Source organism: Arthrobacter sp. THG-b23 (assembly GCF_059091265.1).
This window is the reverse complement of sequence record NZ_JBNHGM010000002.1, coordinates 589,144-606,030: the sequence shown is the minus strand read 5'-3', so window position 1 is coordinate 606,030 and position 16,887 is coordinate 589,144. Positions and strand designations below refer to the sequence as shown.

The 16,887-nt window shown below is 66.7% G+C and carries 16 protein-coding genes and 1 tRNA gene; 7 read left to right on the top strand and 10 right to left on the bottom strand.

The window, feature by feature from the left end; all coding sequences use genetic code 11:
- From AC5RVD_RS06525 to AC5RVD_RS06515, 3 genes are read right to left on the bottom strand one after another with little or no spacing between them, the layout of a single operon-like run.
- On the bottom strand, positions 1–1,539 hold the full coding sequence (locus AC5RVD_RS06525; RefSeq protein WP_494126415.1) for a PP2C family protein-serine/threonine phosphatase: 1,539 nt from the start codon (positions 1,537–1,539) through the stop codon (positions 1–3).
- Between the two features lie 2 nt (positions 1,540–1,541).
- Positions 1,542–2,018: an FHA domain-containing protein FhaB/FipA gene (locus tag AC5RVD_RS06520; protein WP_494110942.1), complete on the bottom strand. Its 477-nt coding sequence runs from the start codon at positions 2,016–2,018 to the stop codon at positions 1,542–1,544.
- Positions 2,018–2,755, bottom strand: a complete 738-nt coding sequence (locus AC5RVD_RS06515) for an FHA domain-containing protein (protein ID WP_494126414.1) — start codon at positions 2,753–2,755, stop codon at positions 2,018–2,020. The genes AC5RVD_RS06520 and AC5RVD_RS06515 overlap by 1 nt, the downstream gene beginning before the upstream one ends.
- Before the next feature lie 362 nt (positions 2,756–3,117).
- Here AC5RVD_RS06515 and AC5RVD_RS06510 point away from each other — a divergent pair.
- A tRNA-Leu gene (locus tag AC5RVD_RS06510) sits at positions 3,118–3,200 on the top strand.
- Positions 3,201–3,369: 169 nt separating this feature from the next.
- Here AC5RVD_RS06510 and AC5RVD_RS06505 read toward each other — a convergent pair.
- Positions 3,370–3,720 (bottom strand): DUF5997 family protein, encoded by a 351-nt coding sequence (locus AC5RVD_RS06505; RefSeq protein WP_493988896.1) that lies wholly within the window; start codon positions 3,718–3,720, stop codon positions 3,370–3,372.
- A gap of 60 nt (positions 3,721–3,780) precedes the next feature.
- On the opposite strand from AC5RVD_RS06505, the gene AC5RVD_RS06500 reads away from it, so the two are divergent.
- From AC5RVD_RS06500 to AC5RVD_RS06490, 3 genes are read left to right on the top strand one after another with little or no spacing between them, the layout of a single operon-like run.
- Positions 3,781–4,593: a LysR substrate-binding domain-containing protein gene (locus AC5RVD_RS06500; protein ID WP_494126413.1), complete on the top strand. Its 813-nt coding sequence runs from the start codon at positions 3,781–3,783 to the stop codon at positions 4,591–4,593.
- A 50-nt stretch (positions 4,594–4,643) separates the two neighbouring features.
- Positions 4,644–5,423: an inositol monophosphatase family protein gene (locus AC5RVD_RS06495; protein WP_494126412.1), complete on the top strand. Its 780-nt coding sequence runs from the start codon at positions 4,644–4,646 to the stop codon at positions 5,421–5,423.
- 44 nt (positions 5,424–5,467) lie between these two features.
- Complete coding sequence (locus AC5RVD_RS06490; protein ID WP_494110946.1) at positions 5,468–6,265, top strand: enoyl-CoA hydratase/isomerase family protein; 798 nt, start codon at positions 5,468–5,470, stop codon at positions 6,263–6,265.
- A 23-nt stretch (positions 6,266–6,288) separates the two neighbouring features.
- Here the strand turns inward: AC5RVD_RS06490 and AC5RVD_RS06485 are convergent, their stop codons facing one another.
- Positions 6,289–6,711: a hypothetical protein gene (locus tag AC5RVD_RS06485; RefSeq protein ID WP_494126411.1), complete on the bottom strand. Its 423-nt coding sequence runs from the start codon at positions 6,709–6,711 to the stop codon at positions 6,289–6,291.
- 66 nt (positions 6,712–6,777) lie between these two features.
- Positions 6,778–8,472: an NERD domain-containing protein gene (locus tag AC5RVD_RS06480; protein WP_494126410.1), complete on the bottom strand. Its 1,695-nt coding sequence runs from the start codon at positions 8,470–8,472 to the stop codon at positions 6,778–6,780.
- A 226-nt stretch (positions 8,473–8,698) separates the two neighbouring features.
- Here AC5RVD_RS06480 and AC5RVD_RS06475 point away from each other — a divergent pair, with 226 nt between their 5' ends.
- Positions 8,699–9,283, top strand: a complete 585-nt coding sequence (locus tag AC5RVD_RS06475) for an SRPBCC family protein (RefSeq protein WP_494110949.1) — start codon at positions 8,699–8,701, stop codon at positions 9,281–9,283.
- 50 nt (positions 9,284–9,333) lie between these two features.
- Here AC5RVD_RS06475 and pstS read toward each other — a convergent pair whose 3' ends face one another.
- Positions 9,334–10,449 (bottom strand): phosphate ABC transporter substrate-binding protein PstS, encoded by a 1,116-nt coding sequence (pstS, locus tag AC5RVD_RS06470; RefSeq protein WP_494110950.1) that lies wholly within the window; start codon positions 10,447–10,449, stop codon positions 9,334–9,336.
- 42 nt (positions 10,450–10,491) lie between these two features.
- Positions 10,492–11,997: an FAD-dependent oxidoreductase gene (locus tag AC5RVD_RS06465; RefSeq protein WP_494110951.1), complete on the bottom strand. Its 1,506-nt coding sequence runs from the start codon at positions 11,995–11,997 to the stop codon at positions 10,492–10,494.
- 124 nt (positions 11,998–12,121) lie between these two features.
- Here AC5RVD_RS06465 and AC5RVD_RS06460 point away from each other — a divergent pair, with 124 nt between their 5' ends.
- On the top strand, positions 12,122–12,688 hold the full coding sequence (locus AC5RVD_RS06460; RefSeq protein WP_494110952.1) for a cysteine hydrolase family protein: 567 nt from the start codon (positions 12,122–12,124) through the stop codon (positions 12,686–12,688).
- A 13-nt stretch (positions 12,689–12,701) separates the two neighbouring features.
- Here the strand turns inward: AC5RVD_RS06460 and AC5RVD_RS06455 are convergent, their stop codons facing one another.
- Entirely contained in the window at positions 12,702–13,292 is a 591-nt protein-coding gene (locus tag AC5RVD_RS06455; RefSeq protein ID WP_494126409.1) for a TetR/AcrR family transcriptional regulator, read from the bottom strand.
- A 356-nt stretch (positions 13,293–13,648) separates the two neighbouring features.
- Here AC5RVD_RS06455 and AC5RVD_RS06450 point away from each other — a divergent pair, with 356 nt between their 5' ends.
- Positions 13,649–15,259: an MFS transporter gene (locus tag AC5RVD_RS06450; protein ID WP_494110954.1), complete on the top strand. Its 1,611-nt coding sequence runs from the start codon at positions 13,649–13,651 to the stop codon at positions 15,257–15,259.
- 95 nt (positions 15,260–15,354) lie between these two features.
- Here the strand turns inward: AC5RVD_RS06450 and AC5RVD_RS06445 are convergent, their stop codons facing one another.
- Entirely contained in the window at positions 15,355–16,830 is a 1,476-nt protein-coding gene (locus AC5RVD_RS06445; RefSeq protein WP_494126408.1) for an MDR family MFS transporter, read from the bottom strand.
- Positions 16,831–16,887 lie beyond the last annotated feature (57 nt).

The following is a 16,887-nucleotide window of genomic DNA, read 5'->3' as shown; positions in this document are numbered from 1 at the left end:
TTATCCACCTACACATTCCGGTGGCACGGTGGGTTGGGGACTGGCAAGCGGTCCAGGAGTCGCCGGCGGCGAACCGCTGGGCCGGTCGGTCGGTACAGCACTGGGGCTGGGTCCGGGTGCCGGGCAGTTCCGCTGGCTGCTGATTCGCAACTGTTCCACGATCTCCTCGGCGTGCCCCAGGTCCCGTGCGGAAATGCTCGACTCCAGCCGTTGCTGTTGGTAGGCCGGCAGGCTTTCCAGCGGGATGTTGTAAACCGTGTCCACATGTGAAAGCGCTACCGGCCCGAAGTTCTGGGAGACGCCGTTGAAGATGGCCACCCGTCCGTCGGCCGAGGCAACGAAATACTGCGTCTGCGTCCACAGGTAGCCGAACCACATGACCGCCACCAGCAGCAACGACATGACGGTCAGGAATGCCGGAATCAGCCAGGGCTTGCGGACCGGTGCGGGGGCCTCGGCGTCGGGCGTTTCCGGTTCCTCCGGAGCCTTGTGGGTCAGCAATGCGGCCGCCCGGCGCTTGTTGGAGTGGGCCGTGACGATTGGAATCTGTCCGGTTTCGGTGGCCAGTGCCGCGGCACCCACCAGCACATGCGGACGGGTCTCCAGTTCCCGGCGGATGGCCTCGGCACGGATTGCCTCGTGCGGTTGCAGCTCTTCGTCGGCGGCGCCCGTCCCCGCTGCGGCCCCCTCGGGAGAGGCTCCGGCGGCGGGTGTCGGCGCCGGGACCACCGGGGAGGCGACGCCGTCGTGCTTCAGGGCTGATGCCTTCGGCCGTTCCGGGGCGAGGCCAAGGGAGGCGGTATCGGCTGGCTCGGGTGCCGCTTCGGCGACCTCGACCATCACGATGGTCACGTTGTCCGGGGAACCGCCGTCAAGCGTGAGATCCACCAGTTCATCGACGGCGTCCTGCAGCGTGGGTGCGTTGCGCACCACGGACTCCACCACACTGTCCGGCACTACCGCGTTGAGTCCATCGGAGCAGAGCAGCCACTTCTCTCCCGGCTCGGCCTGATGGCTGGCCAGGTCGAGTTCGGGGCTGGCATCGACGTCGCCCAACACGCGCATCAGCACGTTGCGGTGCGGGTGGATCTCGGCTTCCGCGGGAAGGAGCCGGCCTTCGTCGATGAGCCGCTGGACGAACGTGTGGTCGACGCTGACCTGCTCGAAGGTGCCGTTTTTCAGCCGGTAGGCACGGGAATCGCCGATATGGGCGAATTCGAGCTTGTCGTCATGCAGCAGCAGGGCCGTGACGGTCGTGCCCATGCCCGCCAGCTTGGGACTGGTCTGCACCAGTTCCGAAAGGATGGAATTGGCGGTCTGGATCTCGTCGGCCAGCACGTTGGCCGGATCCTGATGGCCCGAGCGGTCCAGGTGGACCAGGTCCAGCACCGTGGACGCCGAGGCCACGTCACCGCCGGCATGGCCGCCCATGCCGTCGGCCACCACGGCAAGATAGCGCCCGGCGTAGGCGGAATCGTCGTTTTTGGACCGCGCCTTACCCACGTCAGACCGCGCTGCATAGCGCAGAACCAGAGCCACCGTCAGGGCCTCAACTCAATGACCGTCTTGCCGATCCGGATGGGAACGCCGGGGTCAACGGGCAGCGCCCGCGTCAGCTGGTTCTCTGCCAGGTAGGTGCCGTTGGTGGAGCCGAGGTCCTCGATGAACCAGCGGCTGCCCTGCGGAAAGAGCCGGGCGTGCCGGCCGGAGGCGTAGTCGTCCTCCAGCACCAGCGTGGCTTCCTGGGCCCGGCCCAACAGGATGGGGCTCGCGGCCAGTTCCAATGAGTGCCCTGCCAGCGGCCCTTCCGTGACCACCAGGCGGCGCGGAGCCACCCTGGGAGCCGGAGCGTCCGCCAGGTCGGGATTCTTGCGGACTTCGCGCGCGGTGGGGGAGCCGGTGCGGCTGCGCTTGCCGATCTGCAGGTCCCGCCGCAGGGCGGCGACGATGCTGATGATCATAATCCAGAGCAGGATCAGGAAACCGAACCGCAGCGCGGTGACGACCAGCTCGCCCATTAGGCCCCGCCGCCCCGTGTCGGCAGCAGGCGGAAGGTAATGCGGGTGCGGCCCATGGTGATGACGGAGCCGTCGGTGAGGTCAATCTGGCCGTTGATCTTTTGGCCGTTGACATAGCTGCCGTTGGTTGAGCCCAGATCCACGGCCACAGCCGAGCCGCCTTCGGTGCGGATCTCCAGATGGCGCCGCGAGACCCCGGTGTCGTCCACCATGATGTCGGCTTCGGAGGAGCGTCCGAGGACGATGGACGGCGCGTTGAGCGAGTAGCGCTGCCCGTTGATTTCCAGCACGGGCGTCAGCAGCGTGGGCTGGCGCGACGGCGCCGCGGGGGCGCTGCGTTGCACGGGCTGCTGATGGTGGCCCTCGGATTTCACCACGGTGGCGTGGACTTCAAAATCGCCGCCCTTGAGTTCGCCGTCCTTGGTGAAGGAAACGCGGACCGGACCCTGCAGGGTGTACTTCTGGCTGTTGACGTGGCGGATGACCACGTCGCACAGTTCTTCGGCCAGCGTGGCGCCCCATTGTTCTGCCATGGCGTAGTCGGAATCGCCCAGCCTGACGTCGAAGACGTTGGGGGCCAGCGTGCGGCCCTGGGCCAACGTGATGGAACCGTTGTCCAGTTCGCGGCGCAGCCGGCTTGCAATCTCCACCGGCTGCACCTGGCCTTTGCCGCCGACGGAGAAGGCGCCGCGGACCATCTTTTCGATGCCGCGCTCCATACTGTCCAGAATGCCCATCGGGCCGCCTCCTCCCAGAGTTGTCGTCAGGTGGTGCCCCGCTGCGACAGCGGACAGGGCACACCTGTCTGGCGATTCTTCCCTTCGATACTACTTGGGCGTGTCCCAAAAGGCCCCATTCAGCAACGATGGCCGCGGGCGCGGCGGCGGCGCAGTGTGGTGAACGTCACCGCCAAGGAAGCGCGACGGCGGTGCGTGCGGCCCGCGGCGCGGGCCCTCCGATCCCCGTCAACGTGCGGTAACTCGGGGGCCGGCGCCCCGATTGGGAATTTGGGACTGTTTCACGCTACTATTGATCTCGCTGTTCTTGAGGAAAGCGAACCGGGAAATCGGTTGGCTCACCAAGAGGGCAGGCGAACTGCGCGCGAGTGGCGGAACGGCAGACGCGCTGGCTTCAGGTGCCAGTGTCCGAAAGGGCGTGGGGGTTCAAATCCCCCCTCGCGCACGCAGAGCAAGAGCCCCGGTCTTCGGATCGGGGCTCTTGCCGTTAACGGGCAAACCCCCGGGCCCTTCTTAATCGAAGGCGGCCGCTTCCTCGGAGGCGGGACGACGCCGGTTGACGTCCCGCCGGTAAGTCAGGCGCTGCGCGGATCGGCGGTGGCAGCGCCGGCGGATCAGCCTTGTTTGCCGGCTGCCTTCACGCGCTGCTCCTCGGCGCGCACGGCGGCAAACGAGGCGCGTTCTGCCACCAGCCATTCCGGCGGATCCTGCAGCAGGGCGGTGATCTCCGCCGTCGTCAGCGGTTCGGTGATGCCGCCGCGGGCCAGGCCGGAGATGGAGACGTTGAGTTTACGGGCTACTTCCGGCCGCGGATGCGGACCGTTGCGGCGCAGGTCGGCAAGCCATTCCGGCGGATCCGACTGCAGCTGGTTAAACTCCTCGCGCGAGATCAGGCTGTCCTGGAACTCCTGCGGGGCCGCGGGCAGGTAGATGCCCAGTTTCTTGGCGGCCGTGGCCGGTTTCATGGACTGTGCCGATTTCGCGCTCATAAGCCCAGCCTAGCCGCCCTGCGCTACGGTGATGAAGTGCAGGATGCAGACCAGGAGCCGACGACCACGGCCCAATTGGCCGGACTGAAGGTCGGCTACGTCCCGGGCGTGACACCGGGGAAGTGGACCCGCCGGTGGGCGGAGCGGCTGCCCGACGTCCCGCTGACCGCATTCCAGTGCGGCGAGGAGGAGCAGACAGCCATCCTGCGCGACGGCCGGGCCGACCTGAGCTTCGTGCGGCTGCCGGTGGACCGGGAGGGGCTGAGCGTGATCCCGCTGTATACGGAACTGCCCGTGGTGGTCGCGCCGAAGGAACACGATGTTGCCCTCTACGACGACGAAGTCCCTTACCAAGAGATCGCGCACGAGAACTTCCTGGACCCCGGACAGATGGGCGGCGCCAAGACCGGTATCGAGGTCGTGGCGTCCGGTGCGGGGCTGATGATCCTGCCGATGTCCGTGGCCCGGCTCTACAACCGCAAGGATGTCATCTACCGAACGGTCACCGACCACCCCGAAACACAGATCGGCCTCGCGTGGCTCACCGACCGGACCGAGGCCGCCATCGAGGAGTTCATCGGGATTGTCCGTGGCCGCACGGCGCGCAGTTCGCGCCAGCCCTCGGTGCAGGAACAACAGGGCAAGGGCAAGGGCAGCAAGAACCCGGCCAAGAACGACGGCGGAGCCTCCGGCGTGGGGAAGAAGGGCACCGCTGCGGGAAAGGGCTCCGGATCGGGGCGGGCGGCGGGAGCCGGCAAGGGCGCGGGCAAGCCGTCCGGCCAGGGCAAAGGCAAACCAGGCGGCGGCCGCACCCCCAAGGGCCGCGGGCCGCGGCGCGGCCGCCGGTAGCAACTGCACCTGCATGCCGCGTTCCCTGCGGCGTTGGCTAGGCTTCAGATATGACCGTGAGCAGCCCTGACCACCTGGACGATACCGAACTCGCGGCCTGGCTGGTGCGCGCCGCAGGAACGCTGGCCAACGGAATGCGGTCCGGGGTGACCACGTTCGAGGAGAAGACCAGCATCTCCGACGTCGTCACCGCTGCAGACCATGCCGCGGAGAAACTGGTCGTGGACACGCTCCGGCAGCTGCGGCCGGAGGACGCGATCCTGGGCGAGGAAGGCTCCAGCCACGAGGGAACCTCCGGCCGGACCTGGGTCATCGATCCGGTGGACGGCACCTACAACTTCTTCACCGGTGGGCACTACTGGTGCTCCGCGCTGGCGCTGACGGATGACGCCGGAGCCCGGCTGGGGGCGGTCTACCACCCCGCCGAGGACGTCCTGTGGATCGGCGGACGGGACCTGCCCACGACCCGGAACGGCCTGCGCGTGGGCGAAATCGCCAGCGCTCCCTTGGCGGCCAGCTGCGCCGCGGCGTACCTGCACCACACGTATTTGCGCGACGAGGCCGCGGGCGAGCCGTACCTGCGCACTCTGCTGGGTTCGGCCACGTACCGTACCTGGGGGTCGGCGTCCTGTGAGCTGGCGGCAACCTCCGCCGGAATTTTCGGCGTCTGGTACCAGCAGGGGCTGCCGGACTGGGACTGGCTTCCGGGCAAGACCCTGGTCGAAGCGGCAGGAGGTTCCACCGCCGTCCTGGAGGTCGGCGGCTACCGCTGGTCGGTGGCCGGGGGACGCCAGCAGGTGGCCGACGCGGTCGCCCTGCTGCGGGGATGACCGCGTCCCGATCCTGGCATGCCCTTCCGTGGCATAGTGGGGCTGTGGAAAAGACCTATGAAACGATCCAGCTCGAATGCCTCGGCGAATTGGCCACCGTCGTCATCAACCGCCCGGAGTCGCTCAACTCATTGAACACGCAGGTCGTGGCGGACCTGGCGCAGTTCGTGGCGGACATCCGCTCGCCGGAAGGCGGGGAAGTTCGCAGCATCCTGATCACCGGTGCGGGCGGGAAGGCCTTCGCCGCCGGCGCAGACATTCGCGAACTGGCCTCCATGGGACCGGCGGAAGCGGAAGCACACAGTGCAGCCATGCAGGACCTGACCCGGATGCTGGAGACCCTGGACCTTCCCGTCATCGCCTGCGTCAACGGGTTTGCGCTGGGCGGCGGCTTGGAACTGGCGTTGGCCTGCGACTTCATCTACGCCACGGCCAACGCGAAGTTCGGCCTGCCGGAAGTCGGCCTGGGCCTCATTCCGGGCTTCGGCGGGACGGTCCGGCTGCCGCAGCGGGTTGGCCCCGGCAGGGCCAAGGAACTGATTTTCACGGGCCGCAGCATCGGCGCCGAGGAAGCCCTGCGGATCGGACTGGCCAACGCCGTCTTCGCCAGCAAGGACGACATGCTCGACGCCGCCGCCGCCACCTGCCGGGAGATTTCCGCGAAGTCCCCCGCCGCCGTCGCGAATGCGAAACGGACGGTCGATGCGGCCCTGGGCCGTCCCACCGCCGACGGGTTGCAGGTGGAGCGCCGGGCCTTCGGGCAGGCCTTTACCACCGAAGATTCACGGATCGGCCGGGATGCCTTCCTGGCCAAGGAGGCGCCCGCCTTCACCGGGCACTGAAGGCGGGCGCGGGCAGGGATAGATCAGCGATGGCGGCGCCATGCCGGATCGTACTGGGTGGCCAGCCGCGCCAAGGTCAGTCCCGCCAGCAGCAGGCCGACGTCACGCAGCGCCACGTCGTAGAACCCTGGCAGCGTCAGCAGGTTGGCGATGATGCCCGCCAGCCAGAGGGAAACAATGTAGGCGCCGTAGCGGGGCTTGAACCAGACGATCATGCCGGCGGCTATTTCCACCACGCCAACGATCAGCATGGCGGTGTGGGCGCTGAAGGGCAGCAGGTTGGTGATCCACGGTGCCAGATACTGTTCCCAGTCAGTGAGCAGATTAAAGAACTTGTCGAGCCCCATCAGGATCGGCAGGACGGTGAATCCCAGCCTGAGCATCCAAAAGGCACCGTACGCGGGCTCGGTCCGGACCCGTTGCAGTGCAGGAGTGGTGGTTGCCATCGGAACCTCCGGTTAATTCTAAAAACCGAATAAGTAGTTTTAGAATGCTCCGGTGTTGCACGGATGTCAATGGCCTTGCTGTTGCTGTTGCTGCTCCGGATCCCAGGATTGCGTCTGGGTCAGTCTCTTGGCCAGGGCAGGGCCGCCAACACCCGCGATAACCGACCGTTCGCCGACGATGACCAGCAGGCTGCGCGCCCGGGAGAACCCGGAATAGAGCATCTCGCGCGCCCGCTCCGGATCGCCGAATCCGTTGACTGCCAGTACCACCACCGAGCGTTCGAGTCCCTTGAAGCCAAGCACGTTGCCGTAGAACACGTCGTCGTCGTCAAAAAAGGCGTCCCAGTATCCGTGCCAGCCCAGTGCATCCACCGCTTGCTGATGGGCCGGATGCTTGCGCTTGGTGGTCAGCAGCGCCACCTGCTGCGGGGCCCAGCCCTCACGCTCGAGCAGTTGGGCAACCGCATCGTCGGCCCGAGGGATGACGGTCCCGGCCGTTGCCTCCACCAGCCGGATGCGCGGGCCGGAGAGGCCCCGCGGAATCGCCAGTTCGGTGGACAGCGCGCCGCAGAGCGCCGCGATCTGCCTGGTATTCCGAAGGTTTTCATTCAGCACGAGCGGAGGCGCCTCGATCGGCGGCCGGCCGTCTCGGCCGAATATGCGCTGGTCTTCGTCCATAAACACATACAGGCCCCCGGCGGCAGGTTCCTTCAGGCACTCCAGGACGGCCTCCCACCACAGCGCGCCAAAGTCCTGTCCCTCGTCCACGACGATCGCGTCGAAGAGTTCGCGGACCGGTTGGTTCTTGGCGAGCCGTTGCAGTGTCCGGGGGAGGTAGTGCTCGTAGTACCGGTTGGTCAGCAGCCGGGGATCCAGCGGATGGTGCGCGGACCAGCGGAGCGGCAGGTCATAGAACATGCCCACGTGTGCCGGGCGTTCGGTCGGCTTCCACCCGGCCGTCTCGGTTTCGAAGTACCGGGCCAGGCCTCGGCTGGAGCACAGCAGCGCCACCCGCTGTCCGTCGCGGGCCAACCGCCGGGCCTGTTCCAACGCGAGCCAGGTCTTGCCGGTGCCTGCGCCGCCGATAACGCGTGCCCGCGGCTGGTCCTTCAGGACATCCAGGATCGCCGATTGGTCCCGGGTCATCTGGTCGGCGCGGCTTTCGTGCTCGGCCGCCGCGGAGAGTGCACCGTTGTCCGGGCGGGCGCGCGTCAGCCATGCCAGGATGCGGTCGGCGATATCCGGCGAGGTTTCGCCGTCTCCGTCGCCGCAGAAGTTGATGGCTTCCCGGACGGTGTCGTCCGGATACTTCAGGTCCTGGCTGCCGATCACCATGGACCGCCTGAGGCCGGGGATGTCCCAATGCCGCGGTAGCCAGGTATCCGGAAAGGCCAGCAGGTGGGCGAAGCGGACCTTCCGGCTAAGCCCCAACTGGGAGCCGAGGTAGCGCTGGAGCATGTGCCGGGCGTCCTGGACGTGGACCAGTGGGTCCTTGATGCGGTGCTGCCGGCCGTTGCCGGACTGGTACCACTGGCCCGCGTCGTAGCTGATCTGCCCGCCTTTGACCTCGATGGCCGCGATGCCGACACCGGGCCAGACAACGAGCAGGTCGATCCGACGGGCGGTGCCGTTTTCGACGATGTCGACCGAATGCAGCAGGGCGGCGGACGACGGCAGCGTACGCTTCAGCGCCTCCCAAACCTGCCGTTCGGCAGGCTGGTCCCGGCCGAACTCAGGCTGTTCCGGAAAACAGCGCGGCATACCGCCCCCTCAACATCAACGCAGTGGTTTACCACACAGACTACCCAATGCAGGTCATCGGCCCTTCCGCCCGGGAACGTCGGGGCCGTTGCAGCAATCCCTCGCGTGCCGTGTCGGTGCGGCCAATCATTGCCGCGCCTCGGGCCGTTCTGTAGCGTTAATGCCAGGTGGCAACTCATGAAGGCGGTGCCCGCGGCGCCGTTTCACGGGTGGAATGAGGATGATCATGGCAACCATAGAAGAAACGGTCGAGATCGCCCTGCCCGCACACAAGGTTCATGAGGAGTGGCTGCGCTTCGAATACTTTCCCTCCTTCATGCACGGCGTGAAGTCAGTGATCCGGACGTCCGACACCACGCACCATTGGGTCACGAAAGTCGGCGGCGTACAGCGCGAATTCGATACGGCCGTGACCGAGGACGAGCCCGGCCAGCGGATCGTGTGGAGGAGCGAGGGCGGTGTCAGGCACAGCGGCACCGTGACGTTCGGAAGAATTGACGCCGACACGACGTCAATGCACGTGCACATCGATTGGGAGCCAAGTTCCCTGCTGGAAAAGGCCGGTTCCGGGCTGGGATCGGACCACCGGGAGGTGCGCAACGAGTTGTGGCGCTTCAAGACCTTCGTCGAGTCCGGAGGATCGGAAATGCACGAGCCGGGCAACCAGCAGTTCTACGGCGGAACCTTTGCCGGCGGATTTCCTCCGGAAGCCTCCGCCCAGCCGGACATTCCGCGCAACGAGGATGCCAACGCCTACAACCGGGAACCAGACGTCCAGGAGCCGGAGGACCGGGCGGGTTCGGGCAGCTAGTCCGCCGCGGCCGCCGCATGGCGTGCCGCCGCTCCAGCTTGCGGCCGCCGTCAGGAACGGGTGCTGATCCGCTCCACGGAATCCACGGCGCGCCTTGACAGCTCCTCGGACAGCGGCGCGCTCTTGGCGGAGTCCGCCGCGTCGTTCTGGCCTTCGGGGCTGAGGACATACTGCGCAAACGCCTTGACCAGGTCAACCTTCTCCTGGTCCTCGTACGTGGTGCAGTAGATGTGGTAGGAGACCAACATCAGCGGATAGGCGCCGGGGGCGGTAGTCGTCCGGTCCAATTCCAGGGCCAGATCGTACTCCGGCCGCCCCTCGACAGGTGTTGCTTCGTCGAGCGCCTTGGCTGCCGCTTCCGCGCTCACCGCAACGTAGTCCTCGCCGACCTTGAGGTTGACCTTGCCCAGCGGAGCCCCGACGGCGGAGTCGTCTGCATAGGTGACGGCGCCTTCCGTGCCGGCCACCATGCTCACGACGCCGGTGGTGCCCTGCGCGTTCTCCCCGGCGTATTCTGCGGGCCAGGTGTCGCTGGGCTCGGGCGTCCAGACATCGGGGACCACGGCGTGCAGGTACTCGGTGAAGGTCTCCGTGGTGCCGGAGTCCTCCGAGCGGTTGACGGGAGTGATCGCAAGATCGGGCAGCTCGATGTCAGGATTGTGCTCCGCGATGGCGGGGTCGTCCCACGACTGGATCTCGCCTTGGAAAATCCTGGCAATGGTTTCGGCGTCCAGATTCAGTTCGGTGATGCCCGGAAGATTGAACGCCACGGTGATGGGCGAGATGTAGGCCGGGACGTTGAAGCCGCCGTCGGGGCCGCAGACCTTGCGCGACCGTTCCACTTCTTCGTCGTCCAAGTAGGCGTCCGAGCCGGCGAACTCAACGGCGCCGGCCAGGAAAGCGGTGCGGCCCGCGCCGGAACCGTCCGGCGAATACTGGACCTGCGCGTCGGAGTGGAGCAAGCCGAAGCCGGCCACCCAGGCGTCCATCGCCGCGTTCTGGGACGATGCTCCGGCACCTGTCAGGGTGCCGGACAGGGAGGAGCCCTGCCGGGCGGCGGCTTCCTGGGCAGGACCCAGCGGGTAGTCGGAGCCGCAGGCGGCCAAGGACAGGGACATCAGGGCGGCGGTGCCAAGGGCGGCCGCGCGGCGTTTCAACTCAGGCATCCGCACTAGCCTACCGGTGCGGCGGCGTCAGGCCCAAGGGGGCTACCGCCCGTCGAGGTCCTTGACGGCGGGGCCTTCCAGTACCTTTCCGTCCGCGCTGAAGCGGGACCCGTGCAATGGGCAGTCCCAGCTGCCTTCGGCGTCGTTCCAGGACAGCACGCCGCCCAAATGCGTGCATATCGCGCTGACCCGGTGCGTGGCGGAGTTCATGGTACAAATGCCAACCGGTCGCGAATTTTCCCGCACCACCGTGCCCTGACCCTCCGGCGGTGCGGCGTGGGTGGTACGGGTCAATCCGCCCAGCCATCCGGACAGCAATTCCAAACCGACGGACAAATTGGTGCCGGCGGTGCTGGCGGCGTCCCGTCCGGAGATGCGCGACTTATAGAGGTCCTTGGCCCAATGATTGTCGCCGCCCAGGATGGAGGCCGACAGCGCCAGTGCCGCCGCCACTCCGTTCGTCATGCCCCACTTGTTGAATCCGGTGGCCACCATGATGCGCTTTTCCCCGGGCAGGATCGGCCCCACATAGGGCACCGCACCGGCCGGTTCATAGTCCTGCGCCGACCAGGTATGTGTAGGCTGGGCACCCGGAAAGTGCTGTTGGCCCCAGCGGAGCAGGTCATCGACGAGGCCCCGGGTATGGCTGTGGCGGCCGACCACGTGGCCGTTGCCGCCGGCCAGCAAGACCTCCCGGTCGCCGTGGCGGGCGCTCCGCAGCGAGCGGGTCGGCGCGTCAATGGATAAGTACATCCCGGACGGGATCCGCCCAGGGACCGTGAAGGCGGCGGCGTAGGAACGCATGGGCTTGAGCACGCTGAAATGTCCACCGCGGTTCAGCATGGGCGTGCCGGTGGCCAGCACCAGAATTCCGGTCTGAACATCGCCCAGCCCCGTGCGCACGGTGATGTTTCGCGGCCCCGCCCCGGCACCGCCGTCTTCCGCGCGGCCGATGCCCGTGACCCGCATGCCCTCAAAGACCATGCCTCCGCGGCTGCGCAGTTCTGCGACAAGCGCGGCCAGCAGGTGCATCGGATGGATCTGCGCCTGGTCGGCCAGCCGCAGCATCCCGGTGACCTCGAACGGCAGCTCGCCGGCGCCGGAGACGGTTTCGACCGGCAGGCCGGCGGATTCGCTGGCACGCTGCTCCGCCGCGAGATCCTCGGCGCCCTGGGGGGTGGTGGCGTAGGTGAACGCATCACGCCGGTCGTACTCCACCCGGTGTTCGTCGCAGTACCGCAGGATCCACGCCTGGGATTCCTGCTGGGCGGCAACATAGGCGGCGGCAGTGCCGGAATCGTGGTGGTGCGTAATGCGCGAAAGCTGGCTGCCCTGCAGCAGGGATACCTTGGCGGTCGTATTGCCGGTGGTGGCGGCCCCGACGGTCCGGGCCTCCAGCACGGCAACCCGGTGCCCGGCCCTCGCGAGCAGGACGGCAGTGGTCAGACCCGTCAGCCCGGCTCCGGCCACCACCGAGTCGAACCCGGTTTGGCCGGAGTACGTGTCTACGGGAACCTCTTGAGCGGTATCGAGCCAGAGCGAATGCATGATGCTGTCCTTTCGGCCGACTGGTAGTACACACCACACCCTGTCGCTGCTGGCGCGTCAAGACCCAAAGTGGGGGTGCACCTGACAGGATGGAAGCGACGACGACCGGCGGAAGGCGGAGGGCATGAAAACTGCGGTGCTGATGATCGACTTGCAGAACGCGTACTTCGAGGACCCTGCCTTGGCCAAGCGGCAGGAAGCCGTGGTGGAGTCAGCCAATCTGTTGATCAGGACCGCGACGGCGGCGCAGGTGCCGGTGCTGCTTGTTTACACCCAACACCGCAGGGACCGTTCAACCTGGACCCTCAGCATGCTCGACGATGACCAGGGATTCTTGTTCGAGGGGACCGAGCAGGCCGAATTCCTGCCCGGGCTGCAGACCGAGGGCCTGGAGCGCATTGTCAAGACACGCGACAGCGCGTTTTTTGGCACGGACCTGGCCGGGCGGCTGCGGGACGCCGGGGTGGAACGCCTGGTCCTGGCCGGAGTGGCGACCCACAACTGCGTGGCGCAGACCGCGGCTGATGCCTTCGCGCACAACTTCCGCGTGGTCTTCGCCAAGGACATGATCGCCTCGACCAATGAGGACTATGCCGGCTCCATGCTGCAGATCCTCAGCGATGAGTACCGCCAGCCCGTGCTGGGCCGCGGGGCGCTGGCCGAATTGCTGGCGGGCGCGCGCCAAGGCTGAGCCTGCTGCGGGATCACCCTTCCGAGAGCAGGTGACACCAGGAATCCGTCAAGGTCTCCAAGCATACGTCGCGATCCATGATCCAGCCCGTGCGGATCCACCGCTGCGAGAGGTATTCCAGCTGGCCGAAGGCGAGGACGCAGCGGACCTGCCGGCTGGCCGGGTCGAACCGCCCCGACCGGTCCAGCCCGGACGTCATGTCAGCGGCCACATCACGGAACCAGTCCTCCATGACCTTCGCGACCTCCGGCTCGACCGGGGCTGCCTGATAGACGGCATGCAGGTAGGGGCGGGTTGCTTCCCACTGGTCGAATTTCCGACTGATCCAGGCGCGGATCAAATCGCGGGTACCCAGTTCCACCACGGTCGATAGGGCCGGGTCGTCCACGCTGGTGAGGATGGAGTCGACCGTCTTCACCACGTCGCCCATCAGCTGTGCCTTCGACGCGAAGTGCAGGTAGAAGGTGGTCCTCGTGGTGCCGGCCCGGGCGGCGATGTCGTCGATAGTCGTGGCCGCGTAGCCCTTGGATTCAAAGAGCTCCAGGCCGGTGTCCAAGAGAAGTTGCCTGGTCTGCTGTTTCTGAGCCTCGCGGAGTGTTGCCATGCCACACAGAATAGCCGGTGGCCGTGCCCCCTCCGGACCACGCCAAGCTGCCCTGACGGATTTTCCTCCCTCATCTGCTGCCCCTGGGCGCGGCCGCCCCATCCTTTTGCGCATAGGCCGCTGAAGCGACATAACGAGTTGTCACTTGACACCATGTATTCCCAATCAATACTGTTATCCCCATCACGGCGATCCTGTCGCGTGCGTCACAGCAGGACGCGAGGTAAAGGGCTTTGCGGCAGGGCTTCGTCGAGCACCCGTCCGCTACCAGGGCGGGCGGATGCAACCGCCTCGACGAGGACCGCCAGGCAGCGCCCGTTCACCACATCGCTCACACCATGACAAGGAAGTTTCACATGAGCCAGGACCAGGGGACCCACACGTCACCGCCGCAGTCCGATCCACCGCCCCAGGCCCCGCCCGTGGAAGTCACGCCCGCGCGCACCAGGGGCACTTTGGTCGCTGCCTCGTTGGCTGTCATGGTGGCGCAGATCGCCAACGCGCTGCCCGGCGCGCTGAACGGCGAGTTCCAGCTCACCTTTAACACGTTCGGTTCCCAGCTCACCTGGATCACCGCCGCGTTCATGATTCCGGTGGTGGTTTTCGAGCTGACCTTCGGCGTGCTCGGCGACAAGTACGGCCACCGCAAGCTCGTGGTGGGCGGCGCCGTGCTTGTCATGATCGGTTCGTTGATCTGTGCCATTTCCCCCACGGTCCAGGCCATGTGGATCGGCTCGGCCATCAACGGCCTGGGGGCGGGGGCGATTTTCCCCGCATCGCTGGCGTTGGTCGCGTCTGTGGCGCGCTCCATGCAGGAGCGGGTGCGCGGCATCGCCATCTGGGCGGGCTTCCTCTCCGCCGGTTCGGCCCTGTCGCCCTTGCTCGGCGGCGTGTTTGCCGGCTTCGGTTGGTGGCGCGGGGCCTACGCCGTGGTGGTGTTGGCGGCCCTCGCCGCACTGCTGCTGACCGCTCTGCGCTCCGCCGAGGCCAAGGTGGCCCGGGAGCGCCGGCTGGACATCTGGGGCCAGATCACCTTCGCGCTGGGCCTGATCCTGGTTCTCTTTGGCCTGGTGCAGGGTCCCGAAGACGGTTGGACCAGCACCCTTGTGGTGGCCGCCCTCGCCTCCGGTGCAGTGCTGCTGGCGATCTTTGTGGTCATCGAACTGCGCGTCGAGTCTCCGCTGCTTGAGCTGAGGCTGTTCCTGAACCGCCAGTTCGCCATCGCGTCGATCGTGGCCGTGGTCGGCATGTTCGCCTTCCTCGGCGCCTGCTTCTCCACGAGCATGTGGCTGGGTCCGGTCCAACACCAGAACCCGCTGTACCTCGGCCTGCTGTTCCTGCTGCTGCAGGGGCCGGCATTCGTGTTGATCCCCGTGCTGTCACGGCTGCAGACCCGAGTCTCGTCCCGCTGGCTGATGACCTTTGGATTCCTGGCCATGGCCGCCGGCGCAATGATCAACTCCAACGCCGATGTCACCAGCCGCGACGTGACCACTTTCATCCTGCCGTCCCTGCTGGTCGGACTTGGTTTCGCCTTCACGCTGAGCCCGATGACCGCTATTGCCGTGAACTCGGTGCCGCGGGAGATGACCGGCATGGCCAGCGCCACCACCAACCTGCTGCGCGACCTCGGCTTCGCGCTCGGACCGGTTCTGGTAGGCGCCATTGCCCTCTCCACCGCCGGCGGAAAGCTCATGACCTCCCTGCAAACGTCCGGTCTGGCTCCGGACCAGCTGGGTCCGGCGATGGGCATTGCGGAAGCGGGCGGTCCGATCGCGCTCAACAGCATCCCCGAGGGCGTGCCCGGATCGGGCGGCAGCCAATTCGCGCTCGAGGCACTGGGCAGCGGATTTACGCAGGCCTTCCTGGTGGTTGCCATCGCGGCCTTGGCAGCGGCGTTGCTCAGCTTCTTTGGGCTGCACGGTGTCAAAGAAACCGAACCGGACGCACCGGAAACGGCCTCCTGACACCGCCGCCGCCGGGCGCACACCGAGACAGAGGAAGCCGGCCATCCCATGGGGGGGGTGGCCGGCTTCCTTTAGGGGGCGGGTGCACCCGGACCTTAGTGGTCGGCGTTTTCCTGCAGGCGCCGAACGAACGGAGCGCAGACGACGGCCACGAGGCCGAGGATCCCGCCGACCGTGAAGGCGACCCGGACGCCGTCGACCAGGGCCACGTTCCCGGCGATGCCGCTGGCGGCTGCCGCCGCCGTACCGATGGTCATGGCGGCAATGAGAACCGCGGTACCGGCGGCGCCGGCCAACTGCTGCAGCGTATTCATGATCGCGCTGCCATGGCCGTACTGCTCACGCGGCAGGGCGCCCAGGGCGACGGTCATCAGCGGGGTCATCAGCATGGCCATGCCGACGCAGAACACCGTATGGAAGACGACGATCGTCGTCACCGGGGTATCAATATGGACGCTGCCCAGCAGCCACTGGCCGCCGGCCAGCAGGAAGGCGCCGGGAATGACGATGGGCCGGGGGCCCACCTTGTCGTAGATACGGCCGACGATCGGGGAAACGATGCCTTGGATCAGGCCGCCGGGCAGGAGGGCCAGGCCGATGGTCAACGTGCTCAGGCCCATGCCGTTCTGCATGAAGATCGGCATCACCATAACCGTGCCCAGCATGGTGGCCATCGCGATCATCACGATGATGACCGAGATGCGGAAGTTGTGCACCTTGAACGGACGGAGGTCCAGCAGGTCCGACTCGGTCTTGCGCAGGGCACGCTGGCGCTGAATGAAAAGCACCAGGGCGGCGGCACCCACAACCAGTGCCACGACCGGGGCCCAGGCGCCTTCCATCAGGTCGGCGATGGAGGAAAGTGCATAAACGATGCCGCCGAAGGCGAAGGCGGAGAGGATGACCGAAAGGACATCCAGCGGAGCCTTGCGCGTCTCCTTGCCGGTCTTGATGGCAATAACGCCGAAGAGGAAGACGATGATGGCCACCGGGACCATCAGGCCGAAGACCCAGCGCCACGTCAAGGAGTTGATGACGGCGCCCGAGAGGGTGGGACCTATGGCCGGAGCCACGGAGATGACCACGGAGTTGAGGCCCATGACGGTGCCGCGGTGCCGGACCGGCACGGAGGTGAGCGTGGTGGTCATCAGCAACGGCAGAATGATGGCCGTGCCGGCCGCCTGGACGATGCGCGCGATGAGCAGGACCGCGAACGTCGGGGCGATGGTTGCCAGCGCCGTGCCGGCGATGAAGAGCAGCATCGCACAGACGAAGAGGCTCTTCGTGGTAAAACGCTGAAGCATGAAGCCGGTGGTCGGAATGACGACGGCCATCGTGAGCATGAAACCGGTGGTCAGCCACTGCGCGGTGGTGGCCTGAACGCCCAGGTCCGCCATCAGGTTGGGCAGGGCGACGGTCAGCACGGTCTCGTTGAGGATCATGATTAGCGCTGACAGCACGAGTGCGGTGATCACGGCGGCAACGCGCTTGGGCGAGATCCTCTCGGGCTCCACGGCCTCTGCCGCCTCCACCTCTCCGGGCGGAATTTTCTCCTCTAGGACGTCTTTCATGGACACCTTTTCTGGTTGTTGAGTTGCAGGCAGACATGGGCTGGCTAATACTTACAA